At 49.8% G+C, this 19,101-nt stretch carries 13 protein-coding genes; 11 read left to right on the top strand and 2 right to left on the bottom strand.

Annotated elements, in window-relative coordinates; translation table 11 throughout:
* Window positions 1–151: 151 nt before the first annotated feature.
* From V5J35_RS07105 to hemE, 10 genes are all read left to right on the top strand, one after another.
* Window positions 152–1,216, top strand: coding sequence for a pilus assembly protein PilM (locus V5J35_RS07105; RefSeq protein WP_354010580.1), 1,065 nt, complete (start codon window positions 152–154; stop codon window positions 1,214–1,216).
* Window positions 1,216–1,785: a PilN domain-containing protein gene (locus V5J35_RS07100; protein ID WP_354010579.1), complete on the top strand. Its 570-nt coding sequence runs from the start codon at window positions 1,216–1,218 to the stop codon at window positions 1,783–1,785. Before V5J35_RS07105 ends, V5J35_RS07100 begins: the two co-directional genes overlap by 1 nt.
* The gene (locus V5J35_RS07095; protein ID WP_354010578.1) at window positions 1,782–2,402 is read left to right on the top strand and encodes a type IV pilus inner membrane component PilO; all 621 of its coding nucleotides are present in this window, start codon (window positions 1,782–1,784) and stop codon (window positions 2,400–2,402) included. The genes V5J35_RS07100 and V5J35_RS07095 overlap by 4 nt, the downstream gene beginning before the upstream one ends.
* Window positions 2,399–2,923, top strand: a complete 525-nt coding sequence (locus V5J35_RS07090; protein WP_354010577.1) for a pilus assembly protein PilP — start codon at window positions 2,399–2,401, stop codon at window positions 2,921–2,923. Before V5J35_RS07095 ends, V5J35_RS07090 begins: the two co-directional genes overlap by 4 nt.
* A 123-nt stretch (window positions 2,924–3,046) precedes the next feature.
* A complete protein-coding gene (locus V5J35_RS07085) occupies window positions 3,047–5,173 on the top strand; it encodes a type IV pilus secretin PilQ (protein WP_354010576.1) in 2,127 nt (708 codons plus the stop codon).
* A 125-nt stretch (window positions 5,174–5,298) separates the two neighbouring features.
* A complete protein-coding gene (aroK, locus tag V5J35_RS07080) occupies window positions 5,299–5,823 on the top strand; it encodes a shikimate kinase AroK (protein ID WP_354010575.1) in 525 nt (174 codons plus the stop codon).
* Window positions 5,823–6,920 carry a 3-dehydroquinate synthase gene (aroB, locus tag V5J35_RS07075; protein WP_354010574.1) on the top strand — a complete coding sequence of 366 codons (1,098 nt, stop codon included), beginning with the start codon at window positions 5,823–5,825 and terminating at the stop codon, window positions 6,918–6,920. The genes aroK and aroB overlap by 1 nt, the downstream gene beginning before the upstream one ends.
* A gap of 450 nt (window positions 6,921–7,370) precedes the next feature.
* Window positions 7,371–11,828, top strand: a complete 4,458-nt coding sequence (gene gltB / locus V5J35_RS07070; RefSeq protein ID WP_354010573.1) for a glutamate synthase large subunit — start codon at window positions 7,371–7,373, stop codon at window positions 11,826–11,828.
* A gap of 59 nt (window positions 11,829–11,887) precedes the next feature.
* Window positions 11,888–13,318 (top strand): FAD-dependent oxidoreductase, encoded by a 1,431-nt coding sequence (locus tag V5J35_RS07065; RefSeq protein ID WP_354010572.1) that lies wholly within the window; start codon window positions 11,888–11,890, stop codon window positions 13,316–13,318.
* A 98-nt stretch (window positions 13,319–13,416) separates the two neighbouring features.
* A complete protein-coding gene (gene hemE, locus V5J35_RS07060) occupies window positions 13,417–14,478 on the top strand; it encodes a uroporphyrinogen decarboxylase (protein ID WP_354010571.1) in 1,062 nt (353 codons plus the stop codon).
* Here the strand turns inward: hemE and V5J35_RS07055 are convergent, their stop codons facing one another.
* Window positions 14,479–16,836: a response regulator gene (locus V5J35_RS07055; RefSeq protein ID WP_354010570.1), complete on the bottom strand. Its 2,358-nt coding sequence runs from the start codon at window positions 16,834–16,836 to the stop codon at window positions 14,479–14,481.
* 308 nt (window positions 16,837–17,144) lie between these two features.
* Here V5J35_RS07055 and V5J35_RS07050 point away from each other — a divergent pair, with 308 nt between their 5' ends.
* Complete coding sequence (locus V5J35_RS07050) at window positions 17,145–18,320, top strand: hypothetical protein (protein ID WP_354010569.1); 1,176 nt, start codon at window positions 17,145–17,147, stop codon at window positions 18,318–18,320.
* Here the strand turns inward: V5J35_RS07050 and V5J35_RS07045 are convergent.
* Entirely contained in the window at window positions 18,245–18,952 is a 708-nt protein-coding gene (locus V5J35_RS07045; protein ID WP_354010568.1) for a hypothetical protein, read from the bottom strand. The two genes, V5J35_RS07050 and V5J35_RS07045, sit on opposite strands and share 76 nt — an antisense overlap.
* Between the last annotated feature and the right edge of the window lie 149 nt (window positions 18,953–19,101).

Genomic DNA, 19,101 nt, shown 5'->3' with positions numbered 1-19,101 from the left:
GTGGTTGTGGCGGTTTGTGTCCGTAGCTGTCACATTCTGGTGAGTCCGGGGTGAGGATCAGGTCTCGTTTGTTTCGGTAATTGCGGAATAGCAAATACTGATATTTAATTGAAATTATACCCTTTATAACAAATGAACAGGGATCAGATCCGTGTTAGGACTGTTCAAAAATAAATCTAATTCTGTCCTGGGCATCGATATCAGTTCGACGTCTGTTAAGGTTCTTGAACTCAGCCGCAGTGGTAATAAGTACCGCGTTGAGGCGTTTGGCGAGCAACCGCTGACGCCGGGTGCTGTTGTTGAAAATAATATTCAGGAAGCCGAAGCGGTTGGTGAAGCCATTAGCAAAGCCGTTGCCCTTTCCCGTTCCGGGGTCAAGAATGCGGCTATTGCGGTGTCCGGTTCTGCAGTGATCACAAAAACCATTGAAATGGATGCTTCACTCAGCGATGACGAGATGGAGTCCCAGATTGCGGTAGAGGCAGACCAGTACATTCCCTACGCACTGGATGAAGTGGCTATTGATTTTGAAGTGCTGGGACTTAAAGAAAAAAATCCGGAGCGTGCCGAGGTGCTGCTGGCAGCCTGTCGGCGGGATAATGTAGAACTGCGCGAGTCTGCACTGGAAGCGGCAGGTCTGAAAGCCAAGGTGGTGGATGTTGAAGCGTTTGCCATGGAGCGCGTTTTTGAATTGCTGGAAGATTTACTGGAGCTGCCAGAGGATGATCCGGTGGTGGCCATTATTGATATTGGTGCCAGCAATACCTCCCTTAATGTCCTCAGTAAAGGTCAGAATATTTATACCCGTGAACAGTTGTTTGGCGGTCGTCAGCTGACAGATGAGATTCAGAGAAGGTACGGGCTGGAGCCTGAGGAGGCGGAAAAAGCCAAGTGTGAAGGGGGGTTGCCCGGGGATTATGAATCCGAAGTGCTTGAGCCTTTTAAAGAAGCCATTATTCAGCAAGTTTCCCGTTCCCTCCAGTTCTTTTACTCGGCCACCCGGTTTAATGATGTTGACGCCATTATTCTTGCGGGCGGCTCTTCTTCCCTGAATGGTCTTGCGGCCCTGATGCAGGAAAAGCTGGGAACACAAACCATTGTTGCCAACCCATTCGCAAAAATGTCTGTGGCCGGAAAAGTGGATGCCAGCAAACTGGCTTCTAACGCTCCGGCGCTTGCCATTGCCTGTGGGTTGGCCATGAGGAGTTTTGACTGATGGCCAGAATCAACCTGCTGCCCTGGCGGGAACAGCTCAGGGAAGAACGTAAGAAACGGTTTTTGGCCGCACTGGCAGTGAGTGCCATGATTGGCGGCGCTGTAATTTTCACTGGCGACATGATGAGCAGGGGTTCTGTTGATGCCCAGGTCAGTCGCAACCAGTACCTGAAAAGTCATATCAAAAAGCTCGACAAGAGCATTACTGAACTTAAGGACCTTCGCAAAAAACGTGAGCAACTGCTGGAACGTATGAAGGTTATCCAGAGCCTGCAGGGCAACCGGCCCGTTAGTGTTCGGGTTTTTGATCAGCTGGTCAGGGTGGTGCCTAAGGGAGTTTATTTCAAAAAAGTGTCTATGAAAGACAGCACAGTGAAACTGGTTGGAATTGCTGAGTCTAATAACCAGATATCTGCCCTGATGCGAAATTTTAACAGCTCCGACTGGTTTGCCGCTCCTAACCTGACTGCTGTCAGAAAAGTTACCGTTAATGGCGAACGACAGAATGAATTTGATCTGACCATTCAGCAAACTACCCCCGACTCTGATGATGATGGTGACAGATCATGAATATTGGTGAATCGCTGAAAAAGCTGAATCTGTCGGAACTGGATCTGGCGGATCTGGATTTTGAAAATGTGGGTGCCTGGCCCCTGCCGATACGCATCATTTCCTGCCTGCTGGTTTTGTTGCTGGTTATTTTTCTGGGGTATCAGTTTCATTTGAGCGGGCTTCAAACCCAGCTTGACCGGGAAGTCGCCAGGGAGAAAGAGCTTAAAGAGCAGTTCCGGACCAAGGCGTTTCAGTCAGCAAACCTGGGAGCCTATCGAGAGCAGATGCGGCAGATAGAGGATTCTTTTGGTGCGCTGGTCAGGCAGCTGCCAAGTGATACAGAAGTGCCGGGGTTATTGGAAGACATTACCTTTACCGGTCGGGGAGCGGGGCTGCAGTTTGAGGCCATTAAGCTGCAGCCGGAAAAAACGACGGAATTTTATATTGAACTGCCTATCAGCATTACCGTGAAGGGGAATTATCATGATCTGGGCAGTTTTGTCAGTGGTGTTGCCAGTCTTCCAAGAATTGTTACCCTGCACGATTTCTCCATTGACCCTTTGCCTGGCAGCAATAAACTGAAAATGGATATTGTGGCCAGAACTTATCGTTATAACGATAGGGAGGCCGAATGATGAAACGGTGGCAGTGGGTTTTTCTGGCGGGAGTAATGTTGTCTGTCATGGGGTGTGGCGGACAATCGGGTAAGGCTGATATTGATCAGTACATGCGGGAAATGCGCGCCAAGCCTACCGGGAAAATTGAGCCTTTGCCTGAATTCAAGCCTTATGAAGCCTTTGCTTACCAGGCGGCAGGAATGCGTAGTCCATTTGAGCCACCGGTCATTCTTAAATCCAATCATCACCAGATCAACAGTAACGTTAAGCCGAATCTGACCCGGGAGAAAAGCTTTCTGGAGCAGTTCGATATTGAATCCATTTCTCTGGTGGGCTCAATCAGTAATGAAGATGGATTATGGGGGCTGGTGCGTACCAGTGAAGGTGTTCATCGTGTGGGGGTGGGCGACTATATGGGTCGCAACCACGGGCGCATTGATTACATTGATGAACAGGAGCTTCGGGTCATAGAGATTATTCCGGCAGGTGATGACCTCTGGATAGAGCGACCACGGTCACTGATTCTGGGTGGCCAGTAACCTGTAAATTCAACTTTGCCTCTCCAAAAGGCACAAAGCGGATAAGGTCCACAAGGAGGCTGGATTTTTCCCTGACAGTGCCGAATAGAAGAATAATAATAAATTCAGGGATGGGGCATTTCGATGAATACAAAGCCCGTAGTGCAGACTTCGGCAGCCATACTGCTGTTTGTTTTGCTGGCGTGGATGCCAACTTCGGTCTGGGCCGTCACCCTTAAGAAAATGGATGCAGGTTCCCTGCCGGGTGGTATGGTGGAGTTGAGACTGATGTTTGACGGACCTGCCCCACAGGCAAAAGGCTACAGTGTTGACCAACCGCCCAGAATATCCATCGACTTGCCTTATACCCGCAGTTCTCTGGCTAAATATAATGAAATTGGCTTTGATAACGCCCAGAGTGTCACGGTTCTGGAAGCGGGTGACCGTACCCGCCTGGTTGTAAATCTGCGCACCCCTACCAGCTTTTCCACTAAAAATGATGGCAATGCCCTTTATGTTTATCTCGGGGGTGATAGCCAGCAGAGTGTTTATTCCAACGATCCGGGGCTGTCCCCCATGGTGGCCGAGTCAGGTGCGCCGATGGTAGAACCTGGTGGTAGAGGGATCACCCATATTGACTTCCAGCGCGGTGAGGAAGGTGAGGGTAATGTTGTTATTACGCTGGCCAATGCTGGCATTCCTATGGACATGAATGAAGTCGCCGGACGTATCCGTCTGGAGTTTCAGGGAAATGTATTGCCCGGACGCTTAAGAAACCGTCTGGATGTTATGGACTTTGCCACGCCTGTGAAATATATCGACGCCAAAACGGAAGATGGCAATGCGGTGATTGTTATTGAGTCCAAAGGCGAGTTCGATTATCTCGCCTATCAGGCTGATAATGTGGTGACGGTCAGTGTTAAACCGGCTACTCAGCAGAATTATAACCGGGGTCGTCGTGGTCTTTCTTACAAGGGTGACAAGCTTTCCCTGAACTTTCAGGACATCAAAGTGCGTGAAGTGTTGCAGCTGATTGCAGATTTCACTGACCTGAACCTTGTGGCTTCCGATACCGTCACCGGCAATGTGACACTGAGGTTGCAGAATGTCCCATGGGATCAGGCACTGGATATCGTACTCAAGGCCAAGGGGCTGGATAAGCGTCAGGAGGGCAATGTGCTGACGGTGGCTCCGGCAGAAGAGATTGCTGCCAGAGAGCGTCAACAGCTGGAGAACGACAAGCAGATTCGCGAGCTGGCACCGGTCTATACCGATCTGATTCAGATTAACTATGCGGATGCCAAGGAAATAGCTGATGTTCTGTCTGGAAGTGATGATTCCGGTTTGTTGACGGATCGGGGCTCGGTTCAGGTGGTTGACAGAACCAATAGCCTGCTGGTGAAAGATACGCAGGAAAAGCTGGATGAAATACGGGCGCTGATTACCCGGCTGGATATTCCGGTCCGGCAGGTGATGATTGAGGCGCGTATTGTCAATATTAACTCCAATTACTCCCGCGAGCTGGGTGTTAAGTGGGGGGGCAGTTCAGAATTAACCAGTGGTGAGCATCGTAAAATAGGGCTTGGAGGGAGGGGTACCATTGCCAGCGCCGACGGTGGGACAACCCGTGGCAACGCTCCTGAAGGTGGGGATGCAGCCAATCCGTCACTGACTCTGGGCAATAATGCCTTTGTTGATCTTAGTACAGGCACCACCAACGCAACCAGTCTGGCTATTGGTTTTGCCACAAACAGCACCATACTGAATCTGGAGCTATCCGCTATCCTTTCCGATGGTGGAGGTGAGGCGGTTTCCCAGCCTAAGGTGATCACTGCGGATAAAACCAAAGCGGTTATAAAAGCAGGTAAAGAGATACCTTATGAAGAAAAGACCTCAAGCGGCGCAACCTCTGTTGCTTTTAAAGATGCTGTTTTATCACTGGAAGTAACGCCGCAGATTACACCTGAGGGTAGTATCATTATGGATGTGAAAGTGACTAACGACTCTGAGGGCGATCCTGCTCCTAATGGTGTGCCAACCATTAATAAGAATGAAGTCAATACTCAGGTGTTGGTAAAAGATGGTTCCACGGTTGTTTTGGGTGGGGTGTTCACACAAACTAAAAACAATACTGCTGCAAAAGTTCCACTATTGGGGGATATCCCTTATGTTGGAGCCCTGTTCAGGAGAAAAACAAACAAAGATGTTAAGTCTGAGTTGATGATCTTTATCACACCTCGCGTAATTAATGAGAATGTCGCGCTGCGCTGATATCGGGCGAACATTTTCTGAACGGGAGCATTGTTTACAGGCAGTGCTCCCGTTTTTTATTTGTCAGACACTCGTACTATGCGCTAGTCTCGCCTACACATAGGCAGGAGGTCGGGCGACAAGACATGCCGTTAACAAATATTTATCTTGTTGGTCCCATGGGGGCTGGAAAAAGTACCATTGGCAGGATGCTGGCAAAAGAGCTGGGACTGCCATTTTATGACTCGGATCACGAGGTTGAAGCTCGTACCGGGGCGAATATACCCTGGATATTTGACGTTGAAGGGGAAGAAGGCTTCCGTCAGCGTGAGCGTCAGGTGATTCGTGAATTGTGTGAAGAACGTGGGGTTGTAATGGCGACCGGCGGGGGCGTTGTCACTCAGGAGGAGAATCGTCGACACCTGGGTACCAATGGGCTGGTTGTTTTTCTGAAAGCGTCAGTAGCCGCACAGCTGGAGCGTACGGCAAAGGACAAACAGCGCCCGCTGCTGCAAAGACCTGACCGCAAGGCTGTGCTGGAAAACCTGCTGGCAGAGCGTGAACCACTGTATGCAGGGTTGGCAGACCTTACCCTGGATACGGAACGGTATTCTCCCAAATCCCTGATTCATGAAATCATCAAGACCGTAGAGCGAAGTCGAGGATTATAATGCTTGAGTTGACGGTTGATCTTGGCGATCGCAGTTATCCTATTTTTATTGGTTCCGGAACACTGTCTGATGCTTCAAAGCTGACGCCCCGGATCAGGGCGAAGCAAGTCGCCATAGTGACCAATGAAACCATTGCCCCCCTGTATCTGGATAAGCTGAAATCCCTGCTGAATGACTTTGACGTTATCGACTTTGATGTTATCGACATTGTGCTGCCAGATGGTGAAGCCTTTAAAAACCTGCAAACCCTGGAAGCGGTTTTTGATGGTTTGCTGCAGGCACGTCATAACCGTACCACGACATTGATTGCCCTGGGTGGGGGGGTTGTTGGCGATATGGCTGGCTTTGCTGCGGCCTGTTACCAGCGTGGTGTTGAGTTTATCCAGATTCCTACCACCGTGCTGTCGCAGGTGGACTCATCGGTGGGTGGTAAAACCGGCGTCAATCATCCCCTCGGTAAGAATATGATCGGGGCTTTTCATCAGCCGAACGCAGTCATCATTGATACAGATCTGCTGGCTACCCTGCCTGATCGCGAGTTGTCTGCCGGTATCGCGGAAATCATCAAATATGGTTTGATCTGTGATCCTGAGTTTTACGCCTGGCTGCAGGCCAATATCGACAAACTGATGGCACGGGATACGGATGCACTGGTTTACGCCATTCATCGCTCTTGTGCCGATAAGGCGAAAGTCGTGGCAGAGGATGAAAAAGAGTCTGGTATTCGTGCCATTCTAAATCTTGGACACACTTTTGGTCATGCCATTGAAACGCATCTTGGCTATGGCGAATGGTTGCACGGTGAAGCGGTTGCCACAGGTATGGTGATGGCTGCCGAACTCTCCTGTAGGCTGGGCGATATTGCACAGGATCAGGTTGAACAGATCAAAGTTCTGCTGCAACAGGCGAACCTGCCGGTTCTTCCCCCGGAAGGTATGACACCTGATGACTTTCTCAGCATTATGGCTGTGGATAAAAAGGTTCTGGACAGTCGCCTGAGACTGGTGCTGCTGGAACAGGTGGGTAAGGCAGTGGTGACCAGTGAGTTTGACCGAAGCAAGTTGGATGAAATGCTGGCTGAAATGTGTGTTTGCTAGTGGTTGGGCGTCAGTCGGTTAAAAGTTAACACCTATTGTCATTTTTTGAGATTTGTGATTAAAGGGCTGTCCATGTAAAATGGACAGCCCTTTGTCTATAAAATGCTATTCAATAATGATTGTAAGCGGCATTGTTCGGGGCAAAGGGGGGATAACAAACAAAATAGTTGGTTCGAACTGGTGACCACACTGTCCTGATAAAAACGCTTACCTGTAAGGTAGTTGTTGCTTCAGATGGCGGCTTCTCAATCATAATAATTCATCATTGTCTGCTATCAGGAAAGGTTGCCAGCCTCTGCTGTAAGAAGTCTGCGCCATTAACCGGCGTCGGGTCATGAGTTGTTTTCGTTAAAAACGGAAGTGTTTCTCAATCAGCAGTCATCAATGTCAGGAAGACAGCACTCGAACCCTATAACAAACGACTGACGACTGAGTGGATGAAAATTGCCTATGAAATCAGGTCTGTATAATCCTGGGGAGTTTCGGGATAACTGCGGTTTCGGCCTTATTGCCCATATGGAGGGGAACAAAAGTCATGACCTCCTGAAGACCGCAATTGAAGCACTCACCTGCATGACACACCGGGGGGGGATTGCAGCCGATGGTAAAACAGGCGACGGCTGTGGTCTTTTGATTCAAACCCCTGACTCCTTTTTCCGTACCATTGCCAGAGAACAGTTTGGCAAACCTCTGCCAGAACTGTATGCCGTTGGCATGATTTTCCTGAGCCAGGATAAAGATAAAGCACAAACGGCTCGCCGTCAGATTGAACATGATCTGGCTGATCAGGGGTTGTCTGTTGCAGGCTGGCGGGAAGTCCCAGTCAACAACCAGTGTCTGGGACCCATTGCACTGGAGCAGCTGCCTGTTATTGAGCAGGTGTTTATTATCGGTGATGCGGATCTGGATGATGTGGCTTTCTCCGCCAGATTGTATATGGCGCGCCGTTTTACCAATATGGCGCTGGAAAGCGATGACGACTTTTATATCTGCTCCCTCTCGACCCGCGTGATCACCTACAAGGGTTTGATGATGCCGGTGGATCTTGCCAACTTCTACGAAGACCTCGGCGATCCGCGTTTTGAAACCGCCATCTGTGTCTTCCATCAGCGTTTTTCTACCAACACCATGCCTCGCTGGAAACTGGCCCAGCCCTTCCGTCTGCTGGCCCACAATGGTGAGATCAACACCATTATGGGGAACCGCAACTGGGCTCAGGCACGCCGCAAGAAGTTCCAGTCAGAATTGTTGCCGGGGCTGGATCAGGTTAACCCGCTGGTCAATCGCACAGGGTCCGATTCTTCCACTTTGGATAATATGCTGGAGTTGCTGGTGACGGGAGGTGTGGACCTGTATCGGGCGATCCGCATGCTGATTCCGCCTGCCTGGCAGAATGTTGATACCATGGCTCCCGGGCTGCGTGCTTTCTACGAGTACAACTCCATGCATATGGAGCCCTGGGACGGCCCTGCCGGACTGGTACTGTCTGATGGTCGCAAAGCCGTATGCGCCCTGGACCGTAATGGACTGCGACCATCCCGCTGGGTGATTACCCGTAACGGTTATCTGACCGTTGCGTCTGAAATTGGCGTTTACGATTACAAACCGGAAGACGTGGTGGCCAAAGGTCGTGTTGGCCCGGGCGAGGTGCTGGCGATTGATACCCAGACGGGTGAACTGCTGCAGGCGCACGATATTGATGAACAGCTGAAAGACCGTCAGCCTTACAAGCAATGGCTGAAGAAATATTCTTACCGTATCCGATCAGATTTCCGTGAAGACGCACACCGGATCGAACATCTCGATACGCCAGCCCTGAATACGCATCAGAAGCTGTTTGGTGTCAGCTTTGAAGAGCGGGATCAGGTGATTCGCCCATTGGTAGAGAACGGTCAGGAAGCGGTTGGCTCCATGGGTGACGACACACCTATGGCGGTACTGTCTGGCCGGACCCGTTCAGTCTACGACTATTTTCGTCAGCAGTTTGCCCAGGTGACTAACCCGCCTATCGATCCGTTGCGGGAAGCGATAGTTATGTCGCTGGAAACCTGTCTGGGGCGTGAGAAAAACCTGTTTCAGGAATCACCAGAGCTGGCTAACCGGGTTGTCCTGAAATCTCCGGTTCTGTCGACCACTAAATTCCTGAACCTGATCAACGCCCACCATCAGATGGACGATCTGGAGGTGGAACGTATTGATTTGAATTACGATCCGGCTGTGGGCCTGAAAGCCGCCATTGAATTTATCTGTAACCAGGCTGAAGAAGCGGTTAAAAATGGCAAGGTCGTTATTCACCTGACTGACCGTGATATTGCTGAAGACAAACTGCCCGTTCATGCGGCAATGGCAACCGGTGCTGTTCATCACCGGCTGATTGACAAAGGGCTTCGTTCTGACGCTAACCTGCTGGTGGAAACAGGCACTGCCCGTGACTCTCACCACTTTGCGGTGTTGCTGGGCTTTGGTGCGACCGCTATCTATCCGTACCTTGCCTATGAAATCGTTAACGACCAGATTCGTTCCGGTGAGGTACTGGCTGACCCTCTGGATGCCTATAAGTCCTACCGTAAAGGCATTGATAAGGGCTTGATGAAAATTCTGTCCAAGATGGGTATTTCCACCGTCGCTTCCTATCGTGCGGCACAGCTTTTTGAAGCCATTGGTCTGGCGACTGAAGTCGTTGATCTGTGCTTTAAAGACGTTCAGAGTCGTATTGAAGGCGCTGGTTTTGCTGAGTTCCAGTATGAACAGTTGCTGCTGGCGAATGACGCATGGAAAAAACGCAAGCCTATCCAGCAGGGCGGGTTGCTTAAGTATGTACACGACAGTGAATACCATGCTTTCAATCCCGACGTGGTACAGCAGGTACAGAAAGCTGTCAAAACTGGGGATTACGAAGAGTATCGCCGGTACTCAAAGCTGGTGAATGAGCGCCCGGCAGCCACCCTGCGTGATCTGTTTGCCCTGAAAGAAACAGGGCAGTCGATTGATCTTGCAAAGGTTGAGTCTGTGGGGGATATCGTTAAACGCTTTGACTCTGCCGCAATGAGTCTGGGCGCACTGTCTCCGGAAGCCCATGAAGCGCTGGCACAGGCCATGAACACCCTGGGTGGTCGCTCTAACTCTGGTGAGGGGGGCGAAGATCCGAATCGCTATGGCACCAATCGTGTTTCCAAAATCAAACAGATTGCCTCGGGTCGGTTCGGTGTAACCCCTCATTATCTGGTCAATGCTGAAGTGTTGCAGATCAAAGTGGCACAGGGTGCCAAGCCGGGTGAAGGCGGTCAGTTACCGGGTGGTAAGGTGAATCGCCTGATCGCCCGTCTGCGCCATTCGGTACCGGGTGTCACGCTGATTTCCCCGCCACCCCACCACGATATTTATTCTATTGAAGATCTGGCACAGCTGATCTTTGACCTTAAACAGGTGAATCCGGAAGCATTGATTTCAGTGAAGCTGGTCTCTGAACCCGGCGTAGGTACTATCGCTGCCGGTGTTGCCAAGGCGTATGCTGACCTGATTACCATTTCCGGTTATGACGGTGGTACAGCCGCTAGTCCATTGACGTCTATTCGGTATGCCGGTTCTCCCTGGGAGCTGGGACTGAGTGAAGCGCACCAGACTCTGCGTGGCAACGATCTGCGGGGTAAGGTGCGTCTGCAGACGGATGGTGGTTTGAAAACCGGTCTGGATGTGGTGAAGGCAGCCATCCTTGGTGCTGAAAGTTATGGCTTTGGTACGACTCCCATGATTGCTATGGGTTGTAAGTACTTACGAATCTGTCATCTCAATAACTGTGCGACCGGTGTGGCGACCCAGGATAAAAATCTGCGCGACAACCATTTCAACGGCACTGTTGAAATGATCATGAATTTCTTCACGTTCGTGGCCACAGAAGTTCGTGAGATTCTGGCAAAACTGGGTGTCAGCAGTCTGCAGGAGGTTATTGGCCGTACTGACCTGCTGGAGCAGTTGCCGGGTGTCAGCGACAAACAGAAGCATCTGGATTTAAGCGCCATTCTCGGTAGTGACCTGATTCCGGAAGACAAGCCACACACCTGTCAGGTCGAGCGTAACCCCGCGTTTGATAAAGGTGAACTGGCAGAACAGATGGTGAAAGACTGTCTGGCCGCTATTGAAAGTGGCCGGGGTGGTGAGTTCACTTATACCGTTGGCAACTGTGACCGTTCTATCGGCGCTCGTTTATCCGGGGAAATAGCCAGACGCTATGGCAATCACGGTATGGACGACAACCCGATCCAGCTGAACCTGACCGGTTCTGCCGGACAGAGCTTTGGTGTGTGGAATGCCGGTGGTCTGAACATGCATCTGGAAGGGGATGCTAATGACTACGTGGGTAAGGGCATGACGGGCGGTGAACTGGTGATTCGTCCACCACAGGGCAGTACCTTCAAATCCAATGAAACCTCTATTATCGGTAACACCTGCTTATACGGCGCAACTGGCGGACAATTGTACGCCGCTGGTCGTGCAGGTGAGCGACTGGCCGTTCGTAACTCCGGTGCTACTGCTGTTGTCGAAGGGGCAGGCGACCACTGTTGTGAGTATATGACCGGTGGTCTGGTCGCGGTTCTGGGAGAGACGGGCCACAACTTTGGCGCGGGCATGACCGGAGGTTTTGCCTATGTACTCGATCTGCACCGCCACTTTGTAGACCGTTACAACCATGAACTGGTAGAGATTCACCGTATTGATACCGAAAGCATGGAAATGTACCAGTCGCACCTGATGAAACTGCTGGAAGATTACGCCAACAAAACCGGCAGCGAATGGGGACGAGAGCTGTATGAAGAGTTCTATGATTACCGTGGTCGTTTCTGGCTGGTGAAGCCCAAGGCTGCGGATCTGGACTCATTGCTGGCAACCACTCGCGGGCGTCCTGAATAGGGCGCTTTGCAGACGTGTTGCATAAACGTTAACGATTACAGCGAATGAGGTCAGACAGAATGTCACATTACAGTAGCAACCGATTAAACAATAACTTCCAGTTTGTGGAAGTGAACCGCAAAGACCCTGAGAAAAAAACACTCAGAGCCCGAAAGCAGGACTTTGTAGAAATTTACAAGCCATTCAGTGAAACCGAGGTAAAGCGGCAGGCGCATCGCTGCCTCTCCTGCGGTAATCCTTACTGTGAATGGAAATGCCCTGTACACAACTATATTCCGGACTGGCTGAAACTGGTGTCAGAGGGCAACCTGTTTGAAGCGGCGGAGTTGTCGCACCAGACCAACAGCCTGCCGGAAGTCTGTGGTCGGGTCTGTCCACAGGATCGTCTGTGTGAAGGTGCCTGTACCCTGAATGACGGGTTTGGTGCCGTTACCATTGGCGCTACCGAGAAATACATTACGGATACGGCACTGGCGCTGGGCTGGCGTCCGGATATGTCGAAGGTTGAGTGGACGGATAAAAAGGTGGCCATTATTGGCGCTGGTCCTGCTGGTCTGGGCTGTGCCGATATTCTGGCACGCAATGGTGTGAATCCGGTGGTATTTGATAAATACCCTGAGATTGGCGGGCTTCTGACCTTCGGTATTCCGGAATTCAAACTGGAAAAACATGTAATGAGCCGTCGTCGTGAAATCTTTACCGAGATGGGCGTTGAGTTCCAGCTGAATACGGAGATTGGTAAAGATGTGCAGATGGCTGAGCTGTTGAAGGAGTATGACGCCGTATTTATGGGTATGGGTACCTACACCTATATGAAAGGCGGCTTTCCGGGCGAAAACCTGCCGGGTGTTTATGAAGCCCTGCCGTTCCTGATTTCCAATGTAAACCGTAACCTTGGTCATGAGCAGGACGAAGCGGATTTTATTGACCTGAAAGGTAAAAAGGTGGTGGTACTCGGTGGTGGTGATACGGCTATGGACTGTAACCGTACCTCCATTCGTCAGGGGGCTGCCAGTGTTACCTGTGCCTATCGCCGCGATGAAGAGAATATGCCCGGCTCCCGTCGTGAAGTAACCAATGCCAAACAGGAAGGTGTGAAGTTCCTGTTCAATCGTCAGCCCGTTGAAATTGTCGGTAATGGCAAGGTAGAAGGCATTAAACTGGTGTCTACTGAACTGGGGGAACCGGATGAAAACGGTCGCCGTCGTCCACAGGTGATTCCCGGCAGTGAGGAAATCCTGGAAGCGGATGCCGTGCTGGTAGCCTTTGGTTTCCGCCCAAGCCCGGCCACATGGTTTGAAGACCACGATATTCAGCTGGACGAAGGTGGTCGTGTAGTAGCACCGGAGCAGGCGAAATTCAGCTTCCAGACTTCTAATCCGAAAGTCTTTGCCGGGGGCGATATGGTCAGGGGTTCAGATCTGGTTGTGACGGCAATATGGGAAGGACGACAGGCTGCCGAAGGCATTCTGGATTATTTGGATGTTTGAATAAACAGCCATGAGCGAATGAAATATTTTTTCGTCACCTCCGGTGATGAAAAAATTTTCACGGTAAAAAAAGCTTCGGGTCAGAGTCAGAGGTAAAAATGACTGAATTAAAAAATGATCGTCTGTTAAAGGCTCTGTTGCGGGAACCGGTCGATGTAACGCCTGTCTGGATGATGCGACAGGCCGGGCGCTACCTGCCTGAATACCGGGCGCTCAGGAAGGAAGCGGGCGATTTTATGTCGTTGTGTCAGAACCCGCAGTTTGCCTGTGAAGTCACTTTGCAGCCGCTGGAACGATTTCCCTTGGATGCTGCGATTCTGTTCTCTGACATTCTGACGATTCCTGACGCTATGGGGCTTGGGCTTTATTTTGAAACCGGTGAAGGCCCCCGGTTTCAAAAGCCGGTGAGGACACCTGCCGATATTGAACAGTTAAGTGTTCCTGACCCGGAAAAAGACCTTGGCTATGTGATGGATGCAGTACGGGTCATTCGGCGTGAGCTGAATGGGCGTGTTCCCCTGATAGGCTTTTCCGGTAGTCCGTGGACACTGGCAACGTATATGGTCGAGGGTGGCAGCAGCAAAGATTTTCGACGTATAAAAGCGATGATGTACGACCAGCCTCAGGCGCTTCATCAGTTGTTGAGTGTATTGGCTGATTCCGTTAAAGCGTATCTGAATGCCCAGATAAAAGCCGGAGCCCAGGCGGTTCAGATTTTTGATACCTGGGGCGGTGTTTTGTCTCCGGACTGTTACCGGGAATTTTCTCTGAACTATATGCAGAACATTGTTTCCGGGCTGGTCAGGGAGAACGAAGGTCGCCCGGTGCCGGTGATTCTGTTCACCAAAAATGGCGGGCAGTGGCTGGAGTGGATGGCAGAAACAGGAACGGATGCTCTTGGACTGGACTGGACAACGTCTATTGATGATGCCCGGAACCGGGTGGGTGACAAGGTAGCCTTGCAGGGCAATATGGATCCGTCGGTGTTATATGCCTCTCATCAGCGTATACGTCAGGAAGTGGGCAGCATCCTTCAGGGCTTTGGTTCTGGCACAGGGCATGTCTTTAATCTTGGACACGGTATTCATCAGTTTGTAGAGCCGGAAAAAGCAGCGGTATTTATTCATGCGGTGCATGAGTTATCTCAGGATTACCACTGATTAAGCTGGTTCAGTCGTTTTAATCTGCGGCCTGATTTTGCAGGCAGGCTGCTTTGTTCTGTCGATGGTTTGCGACAGTGCTTTTTTCAGGGTAAAGCGGGTAACCGGCTTTGTCAGGATAACCTGAATACCAAGCTTTTGAGCCTGAGCATAGTCTGGCGGGTTGCTGGTGCCAGAAAGCATTATGACCGAAGGAGTTTCTGCTTCAGGGAGTTCCTCGGCAACCCTCTCTAACAGCTGGATGCCTTTCATTCCCGGCATATCCTGATCCAGGATAATGCCGTCAAACTGTCGTTTAAGGTGATGCTCGTTTCTGATTATGGCCAGAGCTTCATGGCCTGATCCTGCCTCGATACAGTTTAGCCCTAGCAGTGAACACTGTTCTGCCAGTACCCGCCTGCAGGTCAGGTTGTCGTCTACGATCAGTACTTTGAGAGAGTGGCAGGAGTAGAACAGGCGATCATCGTCTGCTTTATTACCAAAGTGTGATTGTGCTGAGTGATCAACGGCAAACCTGAAGCGCTTCAGGTCGTCACTGAGTTCTGGAATATTTGAAGAACCAAGCGCCGTTTGCTGCAGGGCAAGGAACAGGCTCAGCTCCATTCCCATGCTGTTTCTGTACGCTTTATAACTCATCTTTTGATCAAATGAACTCAGTACTTTGTGAGAATGATCCAGATGTATTTCAAAAATAATCTGCTGATGTTTATTTCCAGCGGTTGTAACATTCAGGACAATATCGCCCTGCTCAAGATGCTGAAACGCATGAGTCAGTATGCTTTCCAGCAGCAGAGAAACCATGGCAGGGCTTCCTTCACTGTAATGAGGGACACTGGAATCGATTGAGCTGATAATTTCTGCCTGGCTTTGCTCGGCCTGATGGGAAAATTTGCTGAGACTGTTGCTGATCAGCTCCTGTGGATTGTACAGCGTCATTTCAGTTGGCGAGTTCTCCTGCCAGGCGTTAGACAGCAGATTCACCAGATTATTTAAGTCATTGCCCGAGCTTTGCAGAGTGTACAGGTATTCACTCTGTTTTTGTGACAGCTGCGTGGTTTGCAGTAGTTCAGACAGTCCCAGAACCCCATTCAGTGGTGTTCTTAGTTCATGTCCCATTGCGTCAAAAACAGTAAAATCGATGCTTCTCGCTGGTTTTGTCATGGTGCTGCCGGCAGACAATTTGCCCACGTTATGGGCAGTATCATAGTGTCTTCGGAAGGGATGTCTTGGGAAGGGATGTCTGAGCAACGGTTCACAAGTGAGAATGATCATAGAGATAGCCAGACAGTGAGCCAGAACTAACGTGGTTTCAATAAAGTTCAGGCTGACAGCACCCGAAATCGACAACAGGGCAACCAGCTGGGCTATAGCCATGATTGCAGCGACCAGTGTATTAGCGCCGACAGGGTGCCTGCTTCTGGAGATCAGGTAGGTCAGGCAGCAGGAAATGCCGATACCCAGTATCAGTGTCAGCAGAACTTCGCTGGACAGCGCTACACCCTGAAGAATGCTGGCGCCGGTCAGAATCAATATCGAGACAATACTGGTGAAATAGCCATTTAGTAACCGGGTTCTTGATTCATAGGAATGACGGATACCGGACACCAGCAATAAAGTGGCAATGAGCAACAATATAGACAACGGCGTTCGTGGTACTGCATCGCTGGTGCTGAAGGGCCACTGAACATAACCATGCCACAGCAGCATAATGCTGATGATGGTTGTACTGGACAGCGCCATCATCAGGGTTTGCTGGTGTCGGGTTTTAAGCCAGGCAATCAGGTTGATGCCTGCGATAGTTGCAAAAAGAGCAAAAAGCCAGCCGCTGTGGGAATTCAGACTTTCCAGATGTTTTAGCAGATGACCGGCGGGTCCGACGTTCAGGTACAGAGTACGAATGCTGCGGGCATCGGTATTTATATAGAGAAATCCTGCCTGCTCCGAACCTGACAGATTAAACAGATGGTTATTAAGGTGACTGTTGTAATGGACGGTAACTGGCTCAATACGGTTACCGTAAACCTTGTACACATTAAGATTGACAGTGCTGAGAGCCTGAACACTTAACAGGTCTGTTTCCTTTGGTTTTGGCTGACTGGGAGAGAGTGGTATCCGCAGCCAGGCACTGCCTTTCTGCTGTCGAAAACTGAATGATTCTTTCTGCCATGGCTCAAAGCGAAACTGGAAACGTTCGGAGCTGACCTCTTTGATAGTCAGTTTGCTGTCCGGATCAAACAGTATGGCAATGTCAGAATTCAGAGGGACTGGGTGTGCGTGTAATATGCCTGCACTTGTAATCAGGATAAGCAGTGCGGCCAGAGCGGCTAAATGAGAGAGTTGTCGTGATAATAAAGCCATAACAACCACGAAATTCCTTTTTCTTATTAGCTTTGATTATACGCAACAGGTGTCTGATAAAAAGCCGGGTAATACTAAATTGTCAATACTTTACACTTGTTGAGATGCCCTTCTTTTTTTACGAGGATTTAAAAAGTCAGCTGCACGGTCAGTGTGGTTAGAGAGGGGGGCGACAATGATATTGAACGTTTTTATCTTTTCCTTGTCTTAACCAGTAGTCGGGCAAACCTGTAACTGCCCTCTGATCAGCAGGGGGTTAAATGCGTCTGTCCGGAAGAAAAGTATAAGATGATAAGGACAAGTCGAACATGGATGGTATACAGCGCCCGGGAGCCACAATATTCCCTTCTTCTGATGCAGCTCTCTCAAAGCTTGAAAGAAGTGCAAGCTGGTTGTCACTTCAGGTAGAAAAGACCGCTGCTCCTGAGCGATATACCAGTGTGGTGGGACTCAGTAGTGAGTCTTGTAAAAAGTCTGCCGGGTCGGATAGCGGTGTATTAAGCACTAAAAGACCGATCGAATTGAAGAAAACCAAGCCTAAAAAGCCTGTAAACTTCGATTCTGATGAGGTGGCTGGAAATTGCCAGCGTTTAATTATAAACGATAAGGTCATTGAGCGGCCCCGAAATGGAAGCGAATTAAACGACTATATGAAGAAAATTGCTGCGGAACTGAAACCGGGAGCGGCCAATGCTCCTGATAATACCATTAGCTTTCGGTACGGAGATAATCAGAGCATAACGTTTAAGAGCAACCTTCTTGGAATAGGATCAAACTCCGGAGTTTACGAAGTCATTAGTCAATCCGGGGACGAACCAGGCAAAGTGATTAAAATTACCCACCCTAATGACAAATCTCTGAACTCTGTATTAAAGGATATTGAGAGTTCAAAGTTCTGGATGGAGTGTAAGCCCGGAGCATTCTCTGTTCCAGAATACCTGTACTGTGATCCGGCGGGCATGTTCCGGCTAGCGGAGAAAAGTGAAGGTGTATCGCTGACCAAAGTACTTCTTGAGCTGGGCATCTACGGATTTAACCTTGATAACCCAACTGATCCGACCATTTATCTCAATGTGAACAGGCTGATGGATGCGAGCGTGATGGATAAGTTGGAACCTGTGGCTGAAGCCGTGATGGAAATGCTGCAAATCATGAAAGAAAACCCGGATCATTATACGTCGTTGTCTCCTGAAAATATTCATGTCGAAGTAGAATACGAGTCTGGTGAAATCAAGCGGATTGGCAAGATTGAGCTGATTGATATTGGCATCAATAAAAACAGGAAGGAACAGTATATAAATCTTTGCTCGTTTGAAGGTTACCTTGGGTATATGTTCTCCTCTTATCGTCTCGGGAGATACCTGACCGATAAAAATACCCGGGAGGGTGTTGAAGCGTTGATCGAGTGTCAACGGGCATCTTCCTCGGCCTCAGATGCATTAAAGAGGTCTACAACTTCCCTGGCCCCCTCTATGCCTCCTTGATAATCAGTATTTACAGTCAGCCAAAGTTCTTTGGGTTCCTGGTCCCAGTGAAACTGCAACGGACAAAACCATGACGGTTCTACATCCGATACAGCACCTATAACGCTGGTGTTTGGGATGCCATGCATAAAGTTGACTTCATCTATTTCCTGCATAATGGGAAACCTTTTTGCCATTGGGCCGGTGCTGCGATGGGTAAAAACGGTATAACCAGAAATATCCATAGCGTCCAAAAGGTAGATGTATCCAAGTAATTCGTCAAAACCACAGATTTCGTCATGCATGGCAGCAGCCTGAGCGCAAACGTGTGTACAAATGCTCAGATCCCACCTTGACCCGGTGCTGGTTGCCCCTGCTATTACCTCAACCTGACTCATTGAGACGACTGGTGAGTGCTTTACAATCCCCTTTTTGAAAATAATTTCAGGAGGATTTTCGTCAGCCCGAAAGACATAACCTGAAAAATAGCCGGTTGCCCCATAGGATGTGGATCTATTAGCAGGGATATAGCGAGCACCCGGTATTATTGTCGTATTTTGAAACTTTTCGGGGTTGGTTAAATGTAAGACATTGCCTTCAGCAAAGCGATCGAGCTTGCCAGAGGGGGGAGAGCCATGACGCGACTTAGGCATAAAAAGCTCCTGTGTTATTACTCATTTGTCAAAAACTTATGACACCGAAATGTTCCGGAGAATAAGCTCTGAGGTGATCTGGCGGATGACGCTCACCAGCCAGATCTTTCCCTTGGTTGATCACAGAAACTTTTATCCGGTTCTCATCC

This window comes from Endozoicomonas sp. NE40 (assembly GCF_040549045.1).
Taxonomy (GTDB): Bacteria; Pseudomonadota; Gammaproteobacteria; order Pseudomonadales; family Endozoicomonadaceae; genus Endozoicomonas_A; species Endozoicomonas_A lisbonensis.
The sequence above is the reverse complement of the archived record's forward strand: the minus strand, read 5'-3'. Positions and strand labels throughout refer to the sequence as shown.

What these genes read in the sequence shown, in the direction of transcription:
- V5J35_RS07100 (WP_354010579.1), top strand. Translation starts at nt 1,216, where the DNA reads ATGGCCAGAATCAACCTGCTGCCCTGGCGGGAACAGCTCAGGGAAGAA.
- V5J35_RS07095 (WP_354010578.1), top strand. Translation starts at nt 1,782, where the DNA reads ATGAATATTGGTGAATCGCTGAAAAAGCTGAATCTGTCGGAACTGGAT.
- V5J35_RS07090 (WP_354010577.1), top strand. Translation starts at nt 2,399, where the DNA reads ATGATGAAACGGTGGCAGTGGGTTTTTCTGGCGGGAGTAATGTTGTCT.
- V5J35_RS07085 (WP_354010576.1), top strand. Translation starts at nt 3,047, where the DNA reads ATGAATACAAAGCCCGTAGTGCAGACTTCGGCAGCCATACTGCTGTTT.
- aroK (WP_354010575.1), top strand. Translation starts at nt 5,299, where the DNA reads ATGCCGTTAACAAATATTTATCTTGTTGGTCCCATGGGGGCTGGAAAA.
- aroB (WP_354010574.1), top strand. Translation starts at nt 5,823, where the DNA reads ATGCTTGAGTTGACGGTTGATCTTGGCGATCGCAGTTATCCTATTTTT.
- gltB (WP_354010573.1), top strand. Translation starts at nt 7,371, where the DNA reads ATGAAATCAGGTCTGTATAATCCTGGGGAGTTTCGGGATAACTGCGGT.
- V5J35_RS07065 (WP_354010572.1), top strand. Translation starts at nt 11,888, where the DNA reads ATGTCACATTACAGTAGCAACCGATTAAACAATAACTTCCAGTTTGTG.
- hemE (WP_354010571.1), top strand. Translation starts at nt 13,417, where the DNA reads ATGACTGAATTAAAAAATGATCGTCTGTTAAAGGCTCTGTTGCGGGAA.
- V5J35_RS07055 (WP_354010570.1), bottom strand. Translation starts at nt 16,836, where the DNA reads ATGGCTTTATTATCACGACAACTCTCTCATTTAGCCGCTCTGGCCGCA.
- V5J35_RS07050 (WP_354010569.1), top strand. Translation starts at nt 17,145, where the DNA reads ATGGATGGTATACAGCGCCCGGGAGCCACAATATTCCCTTCTTCTGAT.
- V5J35_RS07045 (WP_354010568.1), bottom strand. Translation starts at nt 18,952, where the DNA reads ATGCCTAAGTCGCGTCATGGCTCTCCCCCCTCTGGCAAGCTCGATCGC.